The 17798-nt window shown below is 67.0% G+C and carries 15 protein-coding genes and 2 pseudogenes; 3 read left to right on the top strand and 14 right to left on the bottom strand.

Features of this window, described 5'->3' with window-relative positions; all coding sequences use genetic code 11:
- Positions 1-91: 91 nt before the first annotated feature.
- Positions 92-511, bottom strand: a complete 420-nt coding sequence (locus ACYVF3_RS31400) for a hypothetical protein (protein ID WP_461157906.1) — start codon at positions 509-511, stop codon at positions 92-94.
- A gap of 3 nt (positions 512-514) precedes the next feature.
- Here ACYVF3_RS31400 and ACYVF3_RS31395 point away from each other — a divergent pair, with 3 nt between their 5' ends.
- Complete coding sequence (locus ACYVF3_RS31395; RefSeq protein WP_461157905.1) at positions 515-697, top strand: hypothetical protein; 183 nt, start codon at positions 515-517, stop codon at positions 695-697.
- A 977-nt stretch (positions 698-1674) separates the two neighbouring features.
- On the opposite strand, the gene ACYVF3_RS31390 is transcribed toward ACYVF3_RS31395, so the two are convergent.
- The 8 genes from ACYVF3_RS31390 to ACYVF3_RS31355 form a co-directional block, all read right to left on the bottom strand.
- Positions 1675-2802, bottom strand: coding sequence for a mandelate racemase/muconate lactonizing enzyme family protein (locus ACYVF3_RS31390; protein WP_461157904.1), 1128 nt, complete (start codon positions 2800-2802; stop codon positions 1675-1677).
- Positions 2803-2896: 94 nt separating this feature from the next.
- The gene (locus ACYVF3_RS31385) at positions 2897-3601 is read right to left on the bottom strand and encodes a gluconate 2-dehydrogenase subunit 3 family protein (RefSeq protein WP_461157903.1); all 705 of its coding nucleotides are present in this window, start codon (positions 3599-3601) and stop codon (positions 2897-2899) included.
- Positions 3602-3632: 31 nt separating this feature from the next.
- Positions 3633-5300 carry a GMC family oxidoreductase gene (locus tag ACYVF3_RS31380; RefSeq protein ID WP_461157902.1) on the bottom strand — a complete coding sequence of 556 codons (1668 nt, stop codon included), beginning with the start codon at positions 5298-5300 and terminating at the stop codon, positions 3633-3635.
- 19 nt (positions 5301-5319) lie between these two features.
- Positions 5320-6981 carry a GMC family oxidoreductase gene (locus tag ACYVF3_RS31375; RefSeq protein ID WP_461157901.1) on the bottom strand — a complete coding sequence of 554 codons (1662 nt, stop codon included), beginning with the start codon at positions 6979-6981 and terminating at the stop codon, positions 5320-5322.
- Positions 6981-7562: a gluconate 2-dehydrogenase subunit 3 family protein gene (locus ACYVF3_RS31370; protein WP_461157900.1), complete on the bottom strand. Its 582-nt coding sequence runs from the start codon at positions 7560-7562 to the stop codon at positions 6981-6983. Before ACYVF3_RS31370 ends, ACYVF3_RS31375 begins: the two co-directional genes overlap by 1 nt.
- A gap of 98 nt (positions 7563-7660) precedes the next feature.
- Positions 7661-8185: a type 1 glutamine amidotransferase domain-containing protein gene (locus tag ACYVF3_RS31365; protein WP_461157899.1), complete on the bottom strand. Its 525-nt coding sequence runs from the start codon at positions 8183-8185 to the stop codon at positions 7661-7663.
- A 39-nt stretch (positions 8186-8224) separates the two neighbouring features.
- Complete coding sequence (locus ACYVF3_RS31360; RefSeq protein WP_461157898.1) at positions 8225-8926, bottom strand: cysteine hydrolase family protein; 702 nt, start codon at positions 8924-8926, stop codon at positions 8225-8227.
- Between the two features lie 106 nt (positions 8927-9032).
- Positions 9033-9773, bottom strand: a complete 741-nt coding sequence (locus ACYVF3_RS31355; RefSeq protein WP_461157897.1) for a FadR/GntR family transcriptional regulator — start codon at positions 9771-9773, stop codon at positions 9033-9035.
- A 275-nt stretch (positions 9774-10048) separates the two neighbouring features.
- Here ACYVF3_RS31355 and ACYVF3_RS31350 point away from each other — a divergent pair, with 275 nt between their 5' ends.
- Complete coding sequence (locus ACYVF3_RS31350; RefSeq protein WP_461157896.1) at positions 10049-10972, top strand: SMP-30/gluconolactonase/LRE family protein; 924 nt, start codon at positions 10049-10051, stop codon at positions 10970-10972.
- Between the two features lie 312 nt (positions 10973-11284).
- Here ACYVF3_RS31350 and ACYVF3_RS31345 read toward each other — a convergent pair whose 3' ends face one another.
- From ACYVF3_RS31345 to ACYVF3_RS31330, 4 genes are read right to left on the bottom strand one after another with little or no spacing between them, the layout of a single operon-like run.
- Positions 11285-12640, bottom strand: coding sequence for an MFS transporter (locus ACYVF3_RS31345; RefSeq protein ID WP_461157895.1), 1356 nt, complete (start codon positions 12638-12640; stop codon positions 11285-11287).
- Positions 12641-12686: 46 nt separating this feature from the next.
- Positions 12687-14141, bottom strand: a complete 1455-nt coding sequence (locus ACYVF3_RS31340) for an aldehyde dehydrogenase family protein (protein WP_461157894.1) — start codon at positions 14139-14141, stop codon at positions 12687-12689.
- Between the two features lie 5 nt (positions 14142-14146).
- On the bottom strand, positions 14147-14809 hold the full coding sequence (locus ACYVF3_RS31335) for an RraA family protein (protein WP_461157893.1): 663 nt from the start codon (positions 14807-14809) through the stop codon (positions 14147-14149).
- Between the two features lie 4 nt (positions 14810-14813).
- Positions 14814-15944: a zinc-binding dehydrogenase gene (locus tag ACYVF3_RS31330; RefSeq protein ID WP_461157892.1), complete on the bottom strand. Its 1131-nt coding sequence runs from the start codon at positions 15942-15944 to the stop codon at positions 14814-14816.
- Positions 15945-16246: 302 nt separating this feature from the next.
- On the opposite strand from ACYVF3_RS31330, the pseudogene ACYVF3_RS31325 reads away from it, so the two are divergent.
- A pseudogene (locus ACYVF3_RS31325) lies at positions 16247-16366 on the top strand (IS5/IS1182 family transposase); the annotation flags it as partial.
- Between the two features lie 53 nt (positions 16367-16419).
- On the opposite strand, the pseudogene ACYVF3_RS31320 reads toward ACYVF3_RS31325, so the two are convergent.
- A pseudogene (locus ACYVF3_RS31320) lies at positions 16420-17598 on the bottom strand (IS3 family transposase).
- Between the last annotated feature and the right edge of the window lie 200 nt (positions 17599-17798).

Genomic DNA, 17798 nt, shown 5'->3' with positions numbered 1-17798 from the left:
ACCGGCTCAACCCCCACCTCAACTAACCCCGACATACACAAACTCATTGACAGGCCCGGAGAGGGCGGGCGTGGGGTCCTGGTAGAAGGTCTCACCTGCCAGCCTCGACGTCGCCAACGAACTCGCCCTCTACCTCTCTGGACTCTTGAATGCCGAGCGAGCGCGTCGTGGCACCGGGCGCGGACGCCGCGCGTTGTCGACGTTCAAGTAGGCCGTGCTGGGGCTGCGTTGATTCCGTGATCGCACCGCCATCCCCGCACTGGCCTGCGACAACGACATCTCCCGCGTCACCGGCTACCGCTACATCGACGAAGTTGTCGAGTGCTGGCCGCCCAAGCCCCGGACCTGCCACGCACTGCGACAGGCCAAAACCGACGGCGTCGCCTACGTCATCCTCGACGGGAAGCTGTTCTGCTGCGACCGGCTCGGTGAGAAAGCCACCAGCGTCAAAGGCACCACGTTCGACCGGTGGTATTCCGGCGAACACCACGGCCAGGACGGCAACATCCAAGCCGTGACCACACCAGACGGTTTCCCGATCTGGGCCTCACCCGTGGAACCCGGCTCGGTCCACGACATCACCGCCGCCGAACACCACACCCTCGGCGCCCTCTACTGGGCCGCGTCCCAACTCGACCTGCCGACCCTCGCCGACGGCGGCTACCAAGGCACTGCCGCGGAGTGCACACCGGGCTGATACGCCGTTCTCGACGCCGGATCCGGCGGCGGAAGCGACGGCTGCAAATCCCGCACCCCTTTTTGACCACCGCCATGCTTCGCTGCCGATCCGTTCCGCGTTCACATGTACCGGCATCGTCGGCCACTCCGCCAGCAATTCACGGAGCTCCGGTTGCACGGCTCCACCACCGTGCCCTTCGACAGCCGCTGATACCGCGACGGCCCGTCGGAAGCGAATGCTCGCCGCACCGTGTTCAGCAGGACTCCAAGGCCGGCGCGCGACCGCTGGAATTGGCATCACCTCATACCGATGCAGACGTCGGATTTCTGCCGTCCCCTCGAGGCTGATCACTCCCCGTGAGTCAGAAGGCGGGTCCATTTTCGCTCGGCCGCACTGGTTCAGGATTCATCTGCCAGCGAAACAGGGCTTTGACGGCTTCGGGTGATTGCGCTGGAGTAGGGAGCTCATGCCTTGGTGCGCCCATCTTCGGTGTTGGCGGCAACTGTTGCGTTCGAAGGGTTCCTCGCGGGTGTCGGTCGCGTCGTCGGTCATCGAGCAGCGATGGCAACCCCAGGGCGATGGATTTGCAGCGGCGAGAGTGCGGCATCCACGCGCAGCTGACGTTGGCACACCTCGACCCGCTGGCGGGTCGCAGAGCTCAGTGGGCGCGGAAACGATCGGCATGCCGAGATCGCGATCGGCTCGATGACGTCGTAAGCGGCTGGTGGGGGGTGGGGGGTAGACGAGCACTGTTACCTGCGTCCACTGACATGTCGACCTCGGGCTCGTGGGGCACGCTAAACCATGCCAAGGATGGCGGCGTCCGGGAATAAGCTCGGGCAGCTCGGCATGGATGCCACCGGATCCCGCGGGTCAGCGTGAGCTCGACGACGCGGGCACCCGCCCGTGAGACCAGCTCCGCGACGTCGGGAAGCTGGCTCGCGGATGTGGTCGGTACATCGCGATGACCTCCTGCTGGCCGGGCAGGCGGGCACTCATGCCGTGGTCACCGCGAAACGCTGGTAGGCGTCCGGGCTGAGGTCGACGCCGATACCGGGAGCGTCGGAGGCGGTCACGTAGCCGTCCCGCACCTCCAGCGGGTTCTGCAGCAGTCCGTCCCAGCCCGGGCCGCCGTAGGCGTCGACCTCGATGAGCGGCGCGTTCTCGCACGCCAGGATCAGGTGCAGTCCGGCCGCGAGCGCGATGCCCGTCCCGGAGGAGCAGGCGATGTGGGGCACGCAGGTCAGGTTCCAGGTACTGGCCAGGTCCGCTACCCGCTTGGCCTCCGAGATACCGCCGACGCTGGTGCAGTCCGGCTGGACGACGTCGAAGGTGCGGCGGGTCAGCAGGTCGATGTATTCGAAGCGGGTGAGCAGCGACTCGCCTCCGGCCAGCCGCAGTGCAACCCGGTCGGCGAGCCAGGAGTGGTCGTCCACGTACTGGGTCAGGCTGCGCGACAGGATCGGCTCTTCGAGCCAGGCGACGTCGAGGGCTTCCAGCTCGCGCGCGAGCCGCAGGGCACCGCGGCGGTCGTAGGACATGTTGGCGTCGACCATGAGATCGACGTCGGGCCCCACCGCGTCGCGCACCGAGCTCACCAACTCGACCGCCTGCCCCAGTTCCTCGGTGGCTCGCAGCTTGATCGCGCTGAACCCGTCCGCCACCGCCTTGCGGCATTCCTCGACGATCTCGGCGGTCGGTTTGAGCGAAGGCGCGAAGTAGGCGCGGACCCTGGGTTTCGACGCGCCCAGCAGCCGGTACACCGGCTGGTTGGCGATCTTGCCGAGCAGGTCCCACAGCGCGATGTCCACGCCACTGATCGCGTAGGTCTCGATGCCGCGACGGCCCCACATGTGCGTCGCGTCGAGCATCTGCTGCCACAGCGCACCGATGTCGCGGGGGTCCTTGCCGATGAGCATCGGCGCGAGCTGGGAGTTGATGATCGGCCCTACGGTGGGGAAGTACTCTGCCGAGAAGCCGGCCTCGCCGACTCCCTCGAGCCCCTCGTCGGTCGTGATCCGGACGACGATCCCGCCCTTGACGTGGACGGCCATGGCCCCCCAGCGCAGCTCCTCCTCGAGCGGAGAGCCGAGCGGCGTCGCAGAGACACCGGTGATTCGCATGTATCGAGCTCCTTGTTTCGCGTGGCGGAGACCGCCGAGCCGGGCGACGTGTCCAGGACGTGCCCCGCCCGGCGGTGGGAGGGTGCTTCCGGCGCTAGCCGGCGGACCGCTCTTTCAGCTGTGGGACGAGCTCGTGCCAGTCGTAGTCGGGTACGAAGTACTCGGTCGTGCTGTACGTGCCGTCCATGGTGTCCTGGAGCGACTTCGGCCCGGGGAAGCCGATCGTGCGCCAGCCCATCCGGTCCTTGTTCCCGCCGTACACCGGATCGCAGTAGAAGCCCTGCCGCACGTGCAGGCACAGCGCGTCGAAGAAGGGCAGGCCCTCGTCGAAGCACCCCTGGAGGAAGGTGCCGACCGCTTCGGTCGTGCCTAGCGTGACCGGTTTCGGTTTCGGCTCTCCGGAGAGGATTTCCAGCACACTGTCCTGCTCGGACTCGGCGAGTGCCTTGAACCGATCGCCGAACGCCCGCTCCGCGATCGTGTCCAGTTCGACGATGCCGTCGCGATAGGTCTGCTGCATGTCGGTCATCCGGGCCCGCCACGCGTCGGCGAACTTGCCGGTGAGCTTGAGGAACCCGCTGCCGTCCGCGGCGGCGAAGACGTAGTCGGTGCCGGAGAGGTAGCGGTCGAGGAACACGATGACCCGGGCCTCGCGCGCACCGGGGTCGTGGTCGGTGGGAATGATCCGGGAGGCGGCTGCCTCGATGGTCTCCCAGCCGTGTTCGGTGAAGAAGAGCCGCTCGTCGGAATCGGGATCGACCGGCGCGCCGACGATCTCCCAATCGGCCTTGAGAGTCATGACCGCAGTCCTTTCTCGTTCTGGGTGGAATTCAGCCGACCTTGATCCGCTCTTCGCGGCCCTTGGCGTAGACCTGGGTGATGTAGTCGCAGGCGCGCCAGGCGTTGGCCATCATGGTGAGCGTCGGGTTCACACCCGTCGAGCTGGGGAAGCCGGCGCCATCCACCACGAAGAGGTTGTCCACGTCGTGGCTCTGACACCATTCGTTGAGCACCGTCGTCGCCGGGTCGGTACCCATCCGCGCGGTGCCGTGCTGGTGGCAGGTGTTGCCGGTCATCCGCTGCAGGTACACCGGAATCGTCTTGCGCGCCCCAGCCGCCCGCAGGATCTCGGCGTTCTTGTCCACCTGCCACTTGCTCATCGCGACGTCGTTGGCGTGCGGCTTGTGCGTGATCCGCGCGACGGGCAGGCCCCAGGCGTCCTTGACCGTCGGATCCAGGTCGACCCGGTTCGCCTCGACCGGCATGTCGTGCAGGATCGCGCCGATCTTCATGGCGAAGCTGAAGTAGTCGCGGTCGGCGTCCTTCATCCCCTGGCCCCATGTCGGACGGCCGGGGAACACCATGTTGATCGGGTGGCAGGTCTGCGAGGCCGAGATCAGGCAGCCACCGATGTGCCCGCGGTCCTCGTCGGTCTCGTAGAACTCGAACGTGCCACCGCTGATGTAGTTACCCGTCCAGCCGTACAGCGGGTCGTCGATTTCCTGGTCGAACAGGCCCACCGCGAACACGTACTCGTGGAAGGTCGCGTTCTTGCCGACCTGTCCGCTGGAGTTGCCGAGCCCCTCGGGGAACCGGGGCGACCTCGACATCAGCATCAACCGCGCCGACTCGATCGCGCCGAGGCTCAGCACCACGATTCCGGCGTCCTGCTCCACCTCGTTGCCGTCCGGGTCGATGTAGATCACCCCCGTCGCCTTGCCGTCCTTGCCGACCTTGATCTCGCGGACGAAGGACTCCGCGCGCAGTTCGAAATTTCCTGTCGCCACTGCCTCCGGGATGAAGGTGGTCAGCGTGTTGGACCGCGCGGTGCTCGGGTCGCCGTACTGGTTCCAGAAGCTGGTGGTGTTGAAGGGATCCCGACCCTTGTGCTCGTTGGTGACCATCGCGTGCGGGATCGGGAAGCCGTTGATGCCAAGTTTGTTGCACGCCTCGTAGAACCGCTTGCCGAAGCGCGTCGGGCGCAGCGGTGCGCTCGGGTAGCCCTTGCTCCGGTACGGCTCGTACTTGTCGGCACCGGCGATGCCGGAGACGCCGAACTCCCATTCCACCTTGGTCAGGTAGGGCTCGAGGTGCTCGTAGCGGATCGGCCAGTCGGCGAGGTTCGCACCGTCGAGGTCGCCGTGCAGGGAACGCTGGAGGAAGTCCGACTCGCGTGGCCGTGGCACCCAACCCGCCCAGTGGTTGGTGCCACCGCCTACGAGCTGGGGGGTGGGAGAGAAGGGGAATGGCTCGGCCACGGACTCCTCGTCGTGGCGCAGGGTGCGCGGGAACAGTTTCGGGTCCGGCCACAGGTAGTTGCGGTTGATGAACTTCAGCTCGTCGCCGGAATAGTGCTCCTGCGCTCGCAGCCATGGGCCGCGGTCGAACCCGACGACCTTCATTCCCGCTTCGGACAGCACCTTGGCCGCGGTGCCTCCGGTCGCTCCCAAGCCAACCACGATCGCGTCGACGGGGTCCGGTTTCCTGGTGTGCGTCATGGTGTTCTCCTTTGCGGCCTTAGAAGTCCGGCGCATCTACGTTCGCGGGCGTCGTGGCCTGGGCGAGGATGTCGCCGTGCCTGCGGTTGATGTATTCCGCGCACCGCACGGCGACGGCCTGCAGGGTGCTGGTCGGGTTGACCGCGGCCCCCGTGGTCAGCGAGCTCGCGTCGGTGATGAACAGGTTGGGCACGTCCCAGGTTTGGTTCCATTTGTTGGTCACGGAATCCTCGGGGGTGTTGCCCATCCGGCAGGTGCCCATGATGTGCCAGCCCGGCGGCGGACCTTCGAGGCCGCCGATGCCGGTGCTCGCGGTGTCGATCACGCCACCGGCAGCGTCGGCGGCCTCGCGAGCTCGCCGCCTGCCCCACTCGATCAGCCGCCGGTCGTTCTCGTGCAGTTCGTAGTGCACGTGCGGGGCCGGAAGGCCGCTGGAATCCGTGACCTCGGGGTCGAGGGTCACCTGGTTGGTCCGCACCGGGAGGTCCTCACCCTGCACGTAGACCAGCGCGTGCCGGCCGAAGTGGTCGTTGAAGAACTTCCGGTGCCCGGCGCCCCACGGCGCGATGTTGCCGGTGTTGGTGCCCAGTGCGCTGTTCGCCGCGCCCAGAGCGGTGCCGACCTGCAGAGAGAAGCCGTTCACGAAACCACGTGCGGGGTCGGTGTCGTAGAACTGCTGGCTGTAGAGCACTGCGGGTTCCGGTCCCTTGAACCCCTCCAGGGGCTCGTCGAACCAGAAGTCCTCGAAGGACCAACTGTGGAACATCAGATGCGTGCCGACCAGTCCGTTGCGGTTGGCCAGGCCGTCCGGGTGTCCCTTCTGGGCGGACATGAGCAGCAGCCGTGGCGTGCCGATCGAGTTGGCAGCCACCACCACGATCCGCGCGCGCACCTCGTGCTGAGATCCGGTGATCCGGTCGACGTAGGTCGCCCCGGTGGCGCGCCCGTTCTTCGCGTCGATCCGCTCGACACGGGCGTTGGTGCGCAGGTCGACACCGTTGCGCAGCGCCCTGGGCCAGTAGGTCACATCGGTCGAGGCGATCGCGTGCCGGGGACAGCCGCCTAGGCAGAAGCCGCAGTCGTTGCAGGGCAGTCGCGCGTCCTTCCGCTCGGTCAGGATCGCGTTGTCCGCGGGCCACCAGTGCCAGCCGAGCTTGTCGAAGCCCCGGCCCATCTTGTGCCCGACCTTGCCGCCGCGGTTGGCTGGGCCCCAGCCCTCGGGACGCGGCGGGTTACCGGGATCGCCGGTCCGCCGCGCGACCCCGATCTCGGCGTCGTTGATAGCGTAGAACGGCTCGAGTTCCTCGTAGCTGATCGGCCAGTCGATGGTTCCCTCGACGCCGTGTTCGGTGCCCTTGCGGAAGTCGACCGGCTTGAACCGCGGCCATGCACCGGCGTAGTGCAGCGTCGAGCCACCGACGCCGTTCATCAGCATCGGTTCGGTGTTCCCGGTGATCGGGTAGTCCTCGGGGAACATCCTGACGTTGGGGTGCCAGGACCAGGTGCGGTGGCGTTCGAGTTCCCAGCCGTCGTAGAAGTGCGGGTGATCCATCGGGTGTAGCCAGTCGCCCTGTTCCAGGCAGACGACCTTGATCCCGCGATCGGACAAACGCTTGCTCATAGCTGCGCCGCCGGCGCCCGCGCCGATCACCAGCACGTCGGTTTCGGTGCAGGCGGCCATCAGCTGGTCGCCTCCCGCAGGTGGGCAGGGACCTCGATGCGCCTGACCTCGGCGGTGCGCCGATACGAACCGCGCACCCGGGCGAGCAACTCGTCGTCCCAGTCGTCCATCACATCGATGTAGCCGTAGGGCTGCGGGGACAGGCGGTAGTCCCGGCCCGCCCGCAGCAAGCGGTTCATCGTGTGCACGACCGCGGGCCGCGAGTAGTAGGCGTAGTACACAACGTCCCGCAAGTGTCCGAAGAACTCGGGCTCGTCCCACTCCAGTCCACTCAGGATGGCCACCCGTTCCGCGGAGGGGGCCTGGAGGAAGCTGTCACCCAGCTTCTCGAGCCGGGCTTTGAAGTCGTTTTCGCCGAGAAACGGGAACCATTTCGCGTCCTGCCCGGCGGGGGTGACGTACCTGGTGATGAACGAGAGAACATCGACCTCACTCGGCTGCGGAAAGCCGTCGCCGCCGGGGATGAATTCGTCGGCCACCGCGTTGAGCACCGCGCCTTGCTGTTCGGTCAGCCGGATCGGCGGGAGCCAGCCGCCGAGCGGTGGTTTGCCGCCGACGGCGGAAAGTTTGAGGTCCACCACGTGCCTGCTCCTTTGCATGACGTCCGTTTCCGAGGCGCGCCCGGGCCGGTTGACCCGGGCGCGCCCGTTGGTGGTGGGGAGGGCGTCGACCTGGAAGGTCAGTTCTTTTCGAGGTATTCGACAATGGCGCGGGCGAAGTCGGGCAGGTCGACCGGCGTGCGGGAGGTGATCACGTTCCCGTCGATGACGACCGGCTCGTCGATCCAGGTGCCGCCCGCGTTCTCTACGTCGTCCTTAATCGGCCGATATCCGGTGATCTTGCGGCCCTTGGTGGCACCAGCGGAACAGAGCATCCAGCCGGCGTGGCAGATCGCGGCGACCAGCTTGCCCGACTCGTAGGCGTCTCGGACCAGCGCGACCATCTCGGGGTGCAGGCGCATGTTGTCCGGCGCGAAGCCGCCCGGGATCACGATGGCGTCGAAGTCGCCCGCGGACACCTCGGCCGCGGCAGCGTCGACCTCCATCGGGTAGTGCTCTTTGCTGTCATAGCTGCTCTTGGTACCGCTGCCGATCACCTTGACCTCGGCGCCGGCTTCCTTCAGGCGCAGCTTCGGGTACCAGCCTTCGAGAATCTGGTACTCATCTTCGATCAACAGGCCTACGCGCTTACCGGAAAGTGACATGATTTCCCCTCTCGTCGCGGGATTGGGTGTCCGCGGCGCTCAGGCGCCGATCATCCGCAGGAACTCGATGCTCGTGCGCACGTCGCCGTGGTTGGCGTGGATCTGGCGCAGAGCCTCCCAGTGCTGGCCGAAGCCCAGCGGGTCCTCCTTGCCGGAGGGAATCGCGGCGGTGGTGTCCGCGAGCACGATCATCTTGTAGTCCTGGTTGGCGCCGTCGATCGCGGTGGCGATCTGGCAGTTACCGGTAGACAGCCCGGCCACCACCAGGGTGTCCGCACCCGCCCGGCGCATGTACTCGTTCAGCGCGGTGCCGTAGAACGAGCTGAACCGGTGTTTGCGGAAGACCGGCTCGTCGTCGAGCGGCTTGAGGTCATCGACCAGCTCGTCGCCGCCGTTGCCCCAGGCGCCGGGGAAGGTGGCCAGCTGGCCTTCGAGGCCCCACTTGGTGTCCGCGAACCCGGCGTCCTTGCCGTCCGGTCGCAGGCCCCACAGCGACCAAGCCACCGGGATTCCCTTGGCGCGGCAGGCTTCCAGGACGTTCTTCACAGGTTCGACGACGTCCTTGCCCTCGGGTGCGCCGCCAGTGCTCGGGATGTACATCGCACCGCCGGGCTCGGCGCAGGCCTTCTGCATGTCCAGGACGAGCAGCATCGTTTTCTTCGGGTCGAGCGTCGGGGCGACCCAGTTCGACCGGTCGATCCACTCGTCGATGTGCTCATAGGTGTAGTTGAGCGACGACATTGTTGCTCCTTTGTTTGCGACTGCAAATACTGGGTGTTGACGACAGGTGGCAAGGGGAAATGAAGCAGCGGTTGTGCTGTGTGGAATGCCCTTTTGCGGGAGTGCCCTACCGGGAGGACTTCTCAGCCGTCTCGGTGGCGGAGTCGAGGTGCTTCACGATTTCGCGCTCGACCTCGCGAATGTGCTTGACCGCCGCGCTCCTGGCTTCCCTGGCGCTCCGGGCGAGAATGGCGGCCACGATCCTGCGGTGGCTGTTGTGCGCGGATTCGCGCCGTCCGGGCAGTTGGATGACGCGATGCGAGTAGGTGATGAATAGTGGCACGATGCTCTCGTAGATGCGTTCCCAGATCCGGTTCTTTGTGGCTTTCACGATGGCTCTGTGCAGTTCCGCGTCCAGCTTTACGAAAGCGTCGTTGGACAGGCTGGGATTACCTGCCTCGTCGAGTATCCGCTGCAGCTCCACCGCTTCGTCGTCGGTAATGCGCTTGGCGGCCACCCCGGCGGCATCCCGCTCCAGGGAAAGGCGTGCTTCGAACAGTTCCGGCACGGTGAAGTCGTCGAACAGCAGCAGCTCGGACAGCATGGGCACGGGTTTCGTGTTGCTGACCACGAAGACGCCGATGCCGTGGTCGGTGCGGAGCAGGCCGTTGGCCTCCACGAGGCGCAGCGCCTCCCGCATCGAGCTGCGACCGACGCCGAACTGTTCGGCCAGGGCGCGTTCCGGGGGCAGCTTGTCGCCGGGCTGGTAGTGGCCCTGCTCGATCAGCTGTTCCAGTTGCGCCGCCACCGAATCGGATACCTTCAGGCGCCGGACCGGCTCGATGCGCCGGCTGTCGGGGTCAGTCATCTTCGCAACCTATCTCGGGACCGAACTCCCCGTTCCGCTTCGTGAGCGGGGGAGTGGTCAGGTGGTCTGAACAGTAGGCAGGCCCCGCGGATGCTGTCAAGCGCTCCATGCGGTCCAGTGCCGTCGCGGTTTCCGTTGCAGCACAAGCAATATCTCCGTGGCCTGCGGGTGTGCCCCGGTCCGGCGGAGCTCGGAGGGCGGCCCTCTTGACAGCTCGGGGAGTCCGATTAGAGTTCAGACCACCTGACCAGTGCTGCGAAGGGATCGCGCCGCAGATGACCGACGGCGGACTGCTGGATATCCGGGACGAGCGCCTGCACGAGCTCGTGGTGGACGAGCCGCTGGCCTGCCTGGAAACCGGATTCCGGTTCATCGAAGGACCCGTGTGGCATCAGTCCGAGCGACATCTGGTGTTCAGCGATATCCAGGCCGACCGGATGTATCGCCGCTCTGCGGCGGGGGAGCTGACCACGTACCGGCGGCCCAGCCGGATGGCGAACGGGAACGCCTACGACGGTGCTGGCCGGCTGCTTACCTGCGAGCACGCGACAAGCAGGCTGGTGCGCGAGGAAGCCGATGGCACGCTGACCGTGCTGGCCAAAAGTTACGACGGCCGGGAGCTGAACAGTCCGAATGACGTCGTCGTGGCCCGAGACGGCACGATCCTGTTCACCGATCCGGCGTACGGACGCGGTGCACCCCACGGTGTCCCGCGCGACCCGGAGCTCCCGTTCCGCGGCGTCTACCGCGTCGACCCGGGGACCGGTGAACTTTCGTTGCTGGCAGCGGATTTTGACGGTCCCAACGGGCTGTGCCTCTCGGCGGACGAGCGGTACCTGTTCGTCAACGACACCGAGCGTCGGCACATCCGTCGGTTCGGCTTCGACGGCCGGAACCTCACCGGCGGTGCGGTGTGGGCCGAGGTGACCGGCCAGGGCATCGGCGTGCCCGACGGCATGAAGGTGGATTCCGCGGGAAACCTCTACTGCACCGGGCCTGGCGGGATCCACGTCTTCGATGCCGAGGCCACCTGTTTGGGCGTCATCCGGGTGCCCGAAGACCCGGCGAACTTCGCGTGGGGGGAGCGTGATCTGCGCTCCCTCTACATCTGTGCCACGACCTCGCTCTACCGATGCCGGACGAAGCTGCCGGGGCTCGCACCTGCGACCCGATTCCGTGAAGTAACAACCGCCGATTGAATCGGCTTAAGTCTGCACCGTAGGTCAGATCCACCATCACAGGGTCAACCCTTCGCGCTCAGGGGAGGGCGTGCCGCGACGCGCCCGGCGGCTTCGACGGAGTGCTCTCCGTCGAGCACGAAGACCCGATCTGGGAAGGCACACCAGACAAGGTCGACACCGGACTCGACATCGCACCCTCCGCCCGCTGATCGCGGCCTGAGGAGCGCTCACCGCCCGGTTATGGCATGAGGTGGGGCGCGGCGGTCGAGAAACTGCCACGCCCCACCAACTGTGCTGCGACTGCGAAACTGGACTCGTCGGCGAGCGGGATCAGCGTCCCGCCGCGGTTCCGTCGCTCCGGCCGCCTGATCGGGTGGGCGCCCGCAGCTCGGAGGAATCGGAAAGCGCCACCAGTGTCGGCTGCTGCCGCGCGCGCAGGGCCAGAACTCCAGCCGCTGCCAGGGAGAGGGACAGCAGCGCGACGCCATGCTGCGCTGTGCCCGTGGCCTCGGTGATCAGCCCGAGGAGGTACGGGCCGACGAAGCCGCTGAGATTGCCGAGCGAGTTGATCAGCGCGATTCCGCTGGCGGCGGCCACGCCTGTGAGCGCAGCCGTGGGGAGGTTCCAGAAGACCGGCACGGCCGCCATGAGACCGACCAACGCCACCGCCGTGCCCGCCAGCGCGAGGTAGGGCTGGGCGAGGTACGCGCTGCTGACGAATCCCGCAGCGCTCACGAAGCAAGGAATGGCCAGGTGCCAGCGTCGTTCGCCGGTTCTGTCGGAATTCCAGGAGACCGGCACGATCGCCAGGAGCGCGACGAGCCACGGGGCGGCGGAGAGCATGCTGATCTGGAAGTGGCTCGCGTCGGCGAACCGCTGGGCGAGGATCTGGGGGAGCCAGAACCCGAATCCCCATTGGCCGAGGATGATGGAGAAGTACAGCAGGGACAGGAACCAGACCGACGGGTTGGAGAACGAGGCGCGAAGCGTGTGGTTCCCGCTGCTGCGCTTCTGATCGGACTCGGCTCGCATGCGTTCGCGGAGCCAGGAGCTCTCCTCGGTGCTCAGCCACGTGGCCTCATCGGGGCCGTCGGGCAGGAAGAACCAGATGACGAACCCGTAGGCGATCGCCACGCCGCCGGTCACGACGAAGATCCATTGCCAGCCGTGCAGGCCGGCGAGCCCGTCCAGGTGGAGCAACGCCCCGGTGCCGACGGAACCGAAGGCGAAGCTGATCGGTACCGCGACCTGGAACCAGGAGAACGACTTCCCGCGCTCTCTGGCGGGGAACCAGTAGCTCAGGTACAAGATGACGCCCGGGACGAAGCCCGCCTCGGCCGCCCCCAGCAGGGCGCGCAGCACGTAGAAGCTGATCGGACCGCTGACGAACATCATCGCGGCGGTGACCACACCCCACGTCCACATGATGCGCGCGATCCATCTTCGGGCGCCCACGCGGTGCAGGACGAGATTGCTCGGGACTTCGAAGAAGAAGTACGCGATGAAGAAGATCCCGGCGCCGAGGCCGAACGAGGCCGCGCTGAGCCCGGTGTCCGCGCGCATCTCCAGGGCGCCGATGCTGATGTTGAGTCGGTCCAGGTAGGCGACGACGAATGCGGCCATCAGGATGGGCAGCAGTCTCCACATCGCCTTCCGGACAACGCGCCGTTGCGTTGTCTGGCTCATCGGTTCTCACCTCTTCGCTTTCCGGGTTGGTGTTGAGCGGGCCCGGTCATGGGACGACCGGGCTCAGGTAGACGACCTTGAGCTGGGTGAAGAAGTCCGTGGTGGTGTGGCCGATGGAGTAGTCGCCCACGCCGGAGTCGCCGACCCCGCCGAAGGGCACGTGCGGCTGGCTGGTCGTGCCGTGGTTGACGTGGACCATGCCGGCGCGGACCGCGCTGGTGAAGCGCATCGCGACGTCGACGTGCTCGCTGAACACGACGCCAGCCAGCCCGTAGTCGCTGTGGTTGGCCACTCTGATCGCTTCGTCCACGTCGGAGACCCGGATGACGGTCACCACGGGACCGAAGATCTCCTCCCGCGCGACGACCATCTCCGGTGTCACGTGGTCGAGCACCGTCGGAACCAAGTACGGTCCTTCGGGGAGGGGGCGGTCCGGGGTGGTGCGGACAGCACCTTCGTCGAGGCCCTTGCGCACGTACCCATCGACGCGTTCCCGCTGAGCGTGGTTCACCAGCGGGCCGACTTGCACCGAAGGATCCATCCCCGGGCCGACCGACAACGCCGCGTAGGTGTCGGTGAGCAGCCGCACCAACTCGTCGGCGATCTCGTCCTGGACGATGACCCTGCTGATGGCCGTGCACCGCTGGCCGGAGGTCTGCGCGGCGGCACTCGTGATCTGCTCGACGACCTTGCCGAGGTCCTCCGCGCTGTGCACGTAGGCCGCGTTCTTCCCGCCCAGCTCCAGCTGGACGACGCCCAGTCGACGGGCCACGCTCTCGGCGATCTGCCTGCCGACGGCGGTTGATCCGGTGAAGGAGACGCCCGCGACGTCGGGATGCGCGGCGAGGTGCGCTCCGGCGAGGGAACCGCGACCGCAGACCACGTTGAGCACTCCTGCCGGCAGACCGGCGTCGCGTGCCAGTGCGGCCAGTGCCAGGGCGGTCAGCGGGGTTTCCAGCGCGGGTTTGAGCACGACGGTGCATCCGGCGGCCAGTGCCGGGCCCAGCTTGCGGATCGGTGCCACGGCCGGGAAGTTCCAAGGCGTGATCGCCGCGACGACGCCCAGGGGCTCTCGGACGGTGTAGACGAGCTGCCCCACCGTCCGGCTCGGGATCGTGGTTCCGTGCAGCCGGGTGGTTTCCCCGGCGGCGTAGTCGAGTTCGAGCCGGGCCCTGGCGAGCTCTCCTCTGGACTCGGCCAGCGGCTTGCCCATCTCCCGCGTCATCAGCTCGGCGAGCTCGTCGGCGTGCTGTCCGATCAGCTCGTTCCATCGGCTCAGGACGTCCCCGCGCTCCGGTGCGGGCCTGGCCGCCCATTCCGGAGCCGCTTCCTTGGCCGCGGAGACCGCCTCGGCGACGTCGGCAGGGGAGGAGCTGGGTGTGGCGGGCAGGGGGTCGTGCGGGTCGGCGGGATTGCGGGAAGCGACCTGGTCGCTTTCGGACGGCGTCCAGCGGTTGGCGATGAAGTTCGCCGGTTCCGCGCGTTCCAGAACCTCGTGCACGGTGATCAACTCTCCTCGTCGTCGATCCGGGTGATGGTCAAGGACGCGTCGATCCACGAGCGGTCCCACGTGCCGCGGTCGATGGCGTCGACCGCGGTCGCTTCTGCGCGCAGGAGCTCTTCGGCCGCCGTCGCGATGGCGCCGGCACGTGCGGCGGGGACGGCGATCACACCGTCGGCATCACCCACCACGACGTCGCCGGAGCGGACGGTCATGCCTGCGATCGACACCGATCCGCCGATCTCACCTGGACCGTTCTTGTAGGGCCCGAGGTGTGAGACGGCGCGGGCGAAGACCGGCAGCCCGAGCTCGTGGAGCTCGACGACGTCCCGTGCGGCGCCGTCCAGGACGATCCCGGCGAGGCCTCGCGAGGCCGCGTAGCGGCAGAGCAGGTCACCGACGATGGCGCGAGTGGTGTCGCCGCCCGCGTCGATCACGAGCACCTCGCCGGGCCTGGCGAGGTCGACGGCCTTGTGCACGACCAGGTTGTCGCCGGGGCGGGTCCGCACGGCCAGGGCCGGACCGACGAGCCTGCACCCGCTGAACAGCGGCAGCACGCCGGGGGCGCCGGGCAGGCGTCGCATCGAGTCGGACAGCGCCGAAGTCGGAAGCGGGTCCAGCCGGGACAGAGTCGCTTCGTCGGGCCCGTCAGCGCGCGGGTGGATCACGCATTCACTCATCGCTTACCCGCAGAACGGCTTTCAGCACCGCGCCCGCCTTGACGTCGTCGATCGCGGAGTTGGCGTCGGTGAGCGGGTATTCAGACACGAGGCGACCGAGGTCGAACCGCTCCAGCAACTGGGGCAGGGACGAGATGTAGCCGATGTAGTGGCGGGCGCCGAAGCCCCAGGAACCGGAGATGTTGAGGTTCTTGCGAGTGATCAGGTGCGGGTTGATCGGCGTGGTTCCGTGGTCGGTGTACTGGCCGACCACGCTGATGGAGCCGTCCGGCCGGGCGTACTCGATGGCCTCCGCGACGGCGCTCGGCGCGCCGGTCGCCTCGATCACCACGTCCGCGCCCGCGTTCCCGTCGGTCCTTCGGCGCACCTGGGCAACCCGTTCGGCGGCATCGGTGACCTCGAAGATGTCCAGGTGGTGGTGGCCGATGCCGAGTTGTTCGGTCAGCTCCAGGCGTGCTGCAGGGCCCCCGACGACGATGACCTGCGCGGCACCGGCCAGCTGTGCGTACATCGCGGAGGCGAGACCGACCGGGCCGCTGCCTTGAACCACCACGGTGTCACCGAAGCGCACCCGCACTTCGTCGAGCACGCCGTGCACGGCCGTCGGTCCGGCACAGCCGAGCGAGATGACCTGCTGCGGCGTGGCGACCTCCGGTATCTTCACCAGCACGGTGCCGGGCTGCAGGTAGATGTAGTCGCTCCAACCACCGGACAGATGAGGCCACGCGTCCGAGGACTGGTTGATGCCGTAGATCTTGCGATTGCCCGTGCAGAGCGTGGGCTGGTGCTCGACCAGGCAGAAGCGGCAACGTCCGCATGCGACGTTGTTGAGCCAGGACACCCAGTCGCCTTCGTGCAACGGGTTGCCGAGCACGTCATGCGTCAAGCCCTTTCCCAGGGCGGAGACCTGGCCGACCGCCTCGTGTCCGAGCACGACCGGGGTGGGGACGGGAAGCTTGCCCGCCCGCAGGTGGACGTCCGTGCCGCACACTCCCGCGTACCCGACTCGCACGACCGCGGACATCTCGCCGGTCTCGTGTTCAAGCAGGTCGGGCAGCTGTGCAGCAAGGCCGTCCGACAAATCGGCGGGCAGTCCGGCGTCGCTGAGCAGGCCCAGCGTCACCGTGGGCGCATCGGCCGTGGCACCGCCCTGGGTTGTTGCTCGGCATCTCAGGTCGGGGGTTTTCGGCGATCACGTCCACCGGTTCGATGGTGGGCTGGGCGAACAGGGTGCCGGTGTTGTCGGCAAGGGCTTGGGCGACCTGGCCCGAGAGGGTGGGCCTGGCGACCGGAGTCGTCGGGAAAGGCGTCGTAGATGCCGAACGACGAGGGCACGAAACGGATGGCGAACCACGGCGCCGTGTTGGGTTCCTGCTCCACGATCCCGAGCCCCTGCTGCAGGAAGTTTTCGATGTCGCCTTCTATAACGCCCAGCTCAAGAAATGGCGCATCCAGCGTAAGCTCCGCTGCAGCACCCGCCGCGCCGGCAGCCCGACTCACCAAACCATCCATGTCCTACAGACCTTGGAAGTCACCGCCGGATGAAAAGGGCTCAATGAGGTGTGTCAAGGATCTTGGACGGTCCTCGGTGGGTTTCCTCAGGCCGCGGTCGCGGTGAGGTGGTCTCGGTTAGCCTCTGCTGGGGTGCGGTAGCCGAGGCTGCTGTGGAGTCGTTTCCGGTTGTAGAAGACTTCGATGTAGTCGGCGACGGCGACGGCGAAGCGGGCGCGGGCTCGAGTGGGGAACGGTTCGCGGTGATACATCTCGTTTTTTTAGTGAGGCGAAGAACGACTCCGCGACTGCGTTGTCCCAACACACACCGGTTCGACCGACGCTGGTGCGAACGCGATTGTCCTTGCAGAATCGGGAAAACTCTCCTGAGGTGTATTGCGTCCCGCGATCGGAGTGAAAAACGGCCCCTGGGGCGATGGTTCCGTGAGTGATTGCCATGTCCAGGGCGTCAACGACCAGGCTGGTGCGCATATGCGCGGCCAGCTGCCACCCGACGACCATACGCGTGGCGAGGTCGATCACGGTCGCGAGGTAGAGCCATCCCTCACCGGTTTTGAGGTAGGTGATGTCGCCGACGAACCGCTGTCCCGGCTCCTCCGCGGTGAACTCGCGATCAATCAGGTCCGGGCTGTCGACGGGCTCTTCGCCAGGCACTGTGGTGCGCTTGTAGGCGCGGGGCTGGCACGCCGCAAGGCCAAGTTCACGCATGAGGTCGGCGACCAGCCCGACGCTGCAGGCGTGGCCTTCACGGTTGAGCTGGGCGGCGACACGGCGACAGCCATACGCGCCTCGTCCCTCGGTGAACACCCGGGCGATGTGCGTGCTCAGCTCACGGCGGCGAGCCTGGGTGGCCGTCTCGGTGGCCACCCGTTGGCGCCAGGCGTAAAACGACGAGCGTGGCACCCCAAGTAGCCGGCACATCCATATGATCGGATAGCGGGCCTTCTCCGCGTCGATTACGGCGCAGCGCTCGGCTACTGCGACGTCCGCGCGAAGAAGGCCGCGGCTTTTTTCAGGAACTCGTTTTCCATCCGCAGCCGGCGGATCTCGTCTTCCATCTCCGCCACACGCGCACGCTCGGTCGGGCTCACCGGCTGCTCAGCGTCCGGGTTCTCCCGCCGCCACGCGTTGACCCAGTTGGTCAGCGTGCCCGGGTTGATCTCGAGATCCCGGGCGACCTCGGCTACCGGTTTCTCGGTCTCGATCACCATCTGCACAGCCTCAGCCTTAAACTGAGCACTGAACCTCCGACGCTGCTCGGGCATCTACACATCCTCTCAAACGAGAGGCCCTGTCCAAGATCCTTGGTACACGTCACAATGTCCAAAAGAGGACGTGTAGGTCCGTTTGCGTGCGTCGGCGCACGCGATCTTTTAATGCGCCGGTCCGTGTGTAGGTTTTGCTGGCACGGGACTGCCCAGGCTTTGGTTGACACGCGGGGTTGAGTGGTGTCAGGCCGCTGTAG

Source organism: Saccharopolyspora tripterygii, from assembly GCF_054778355.1.
The sequence above is the reverse complement of the archived record's forward strand: the minus strand, read 5'-3'. Positions and strand labels throughout refer to the sequence as shown.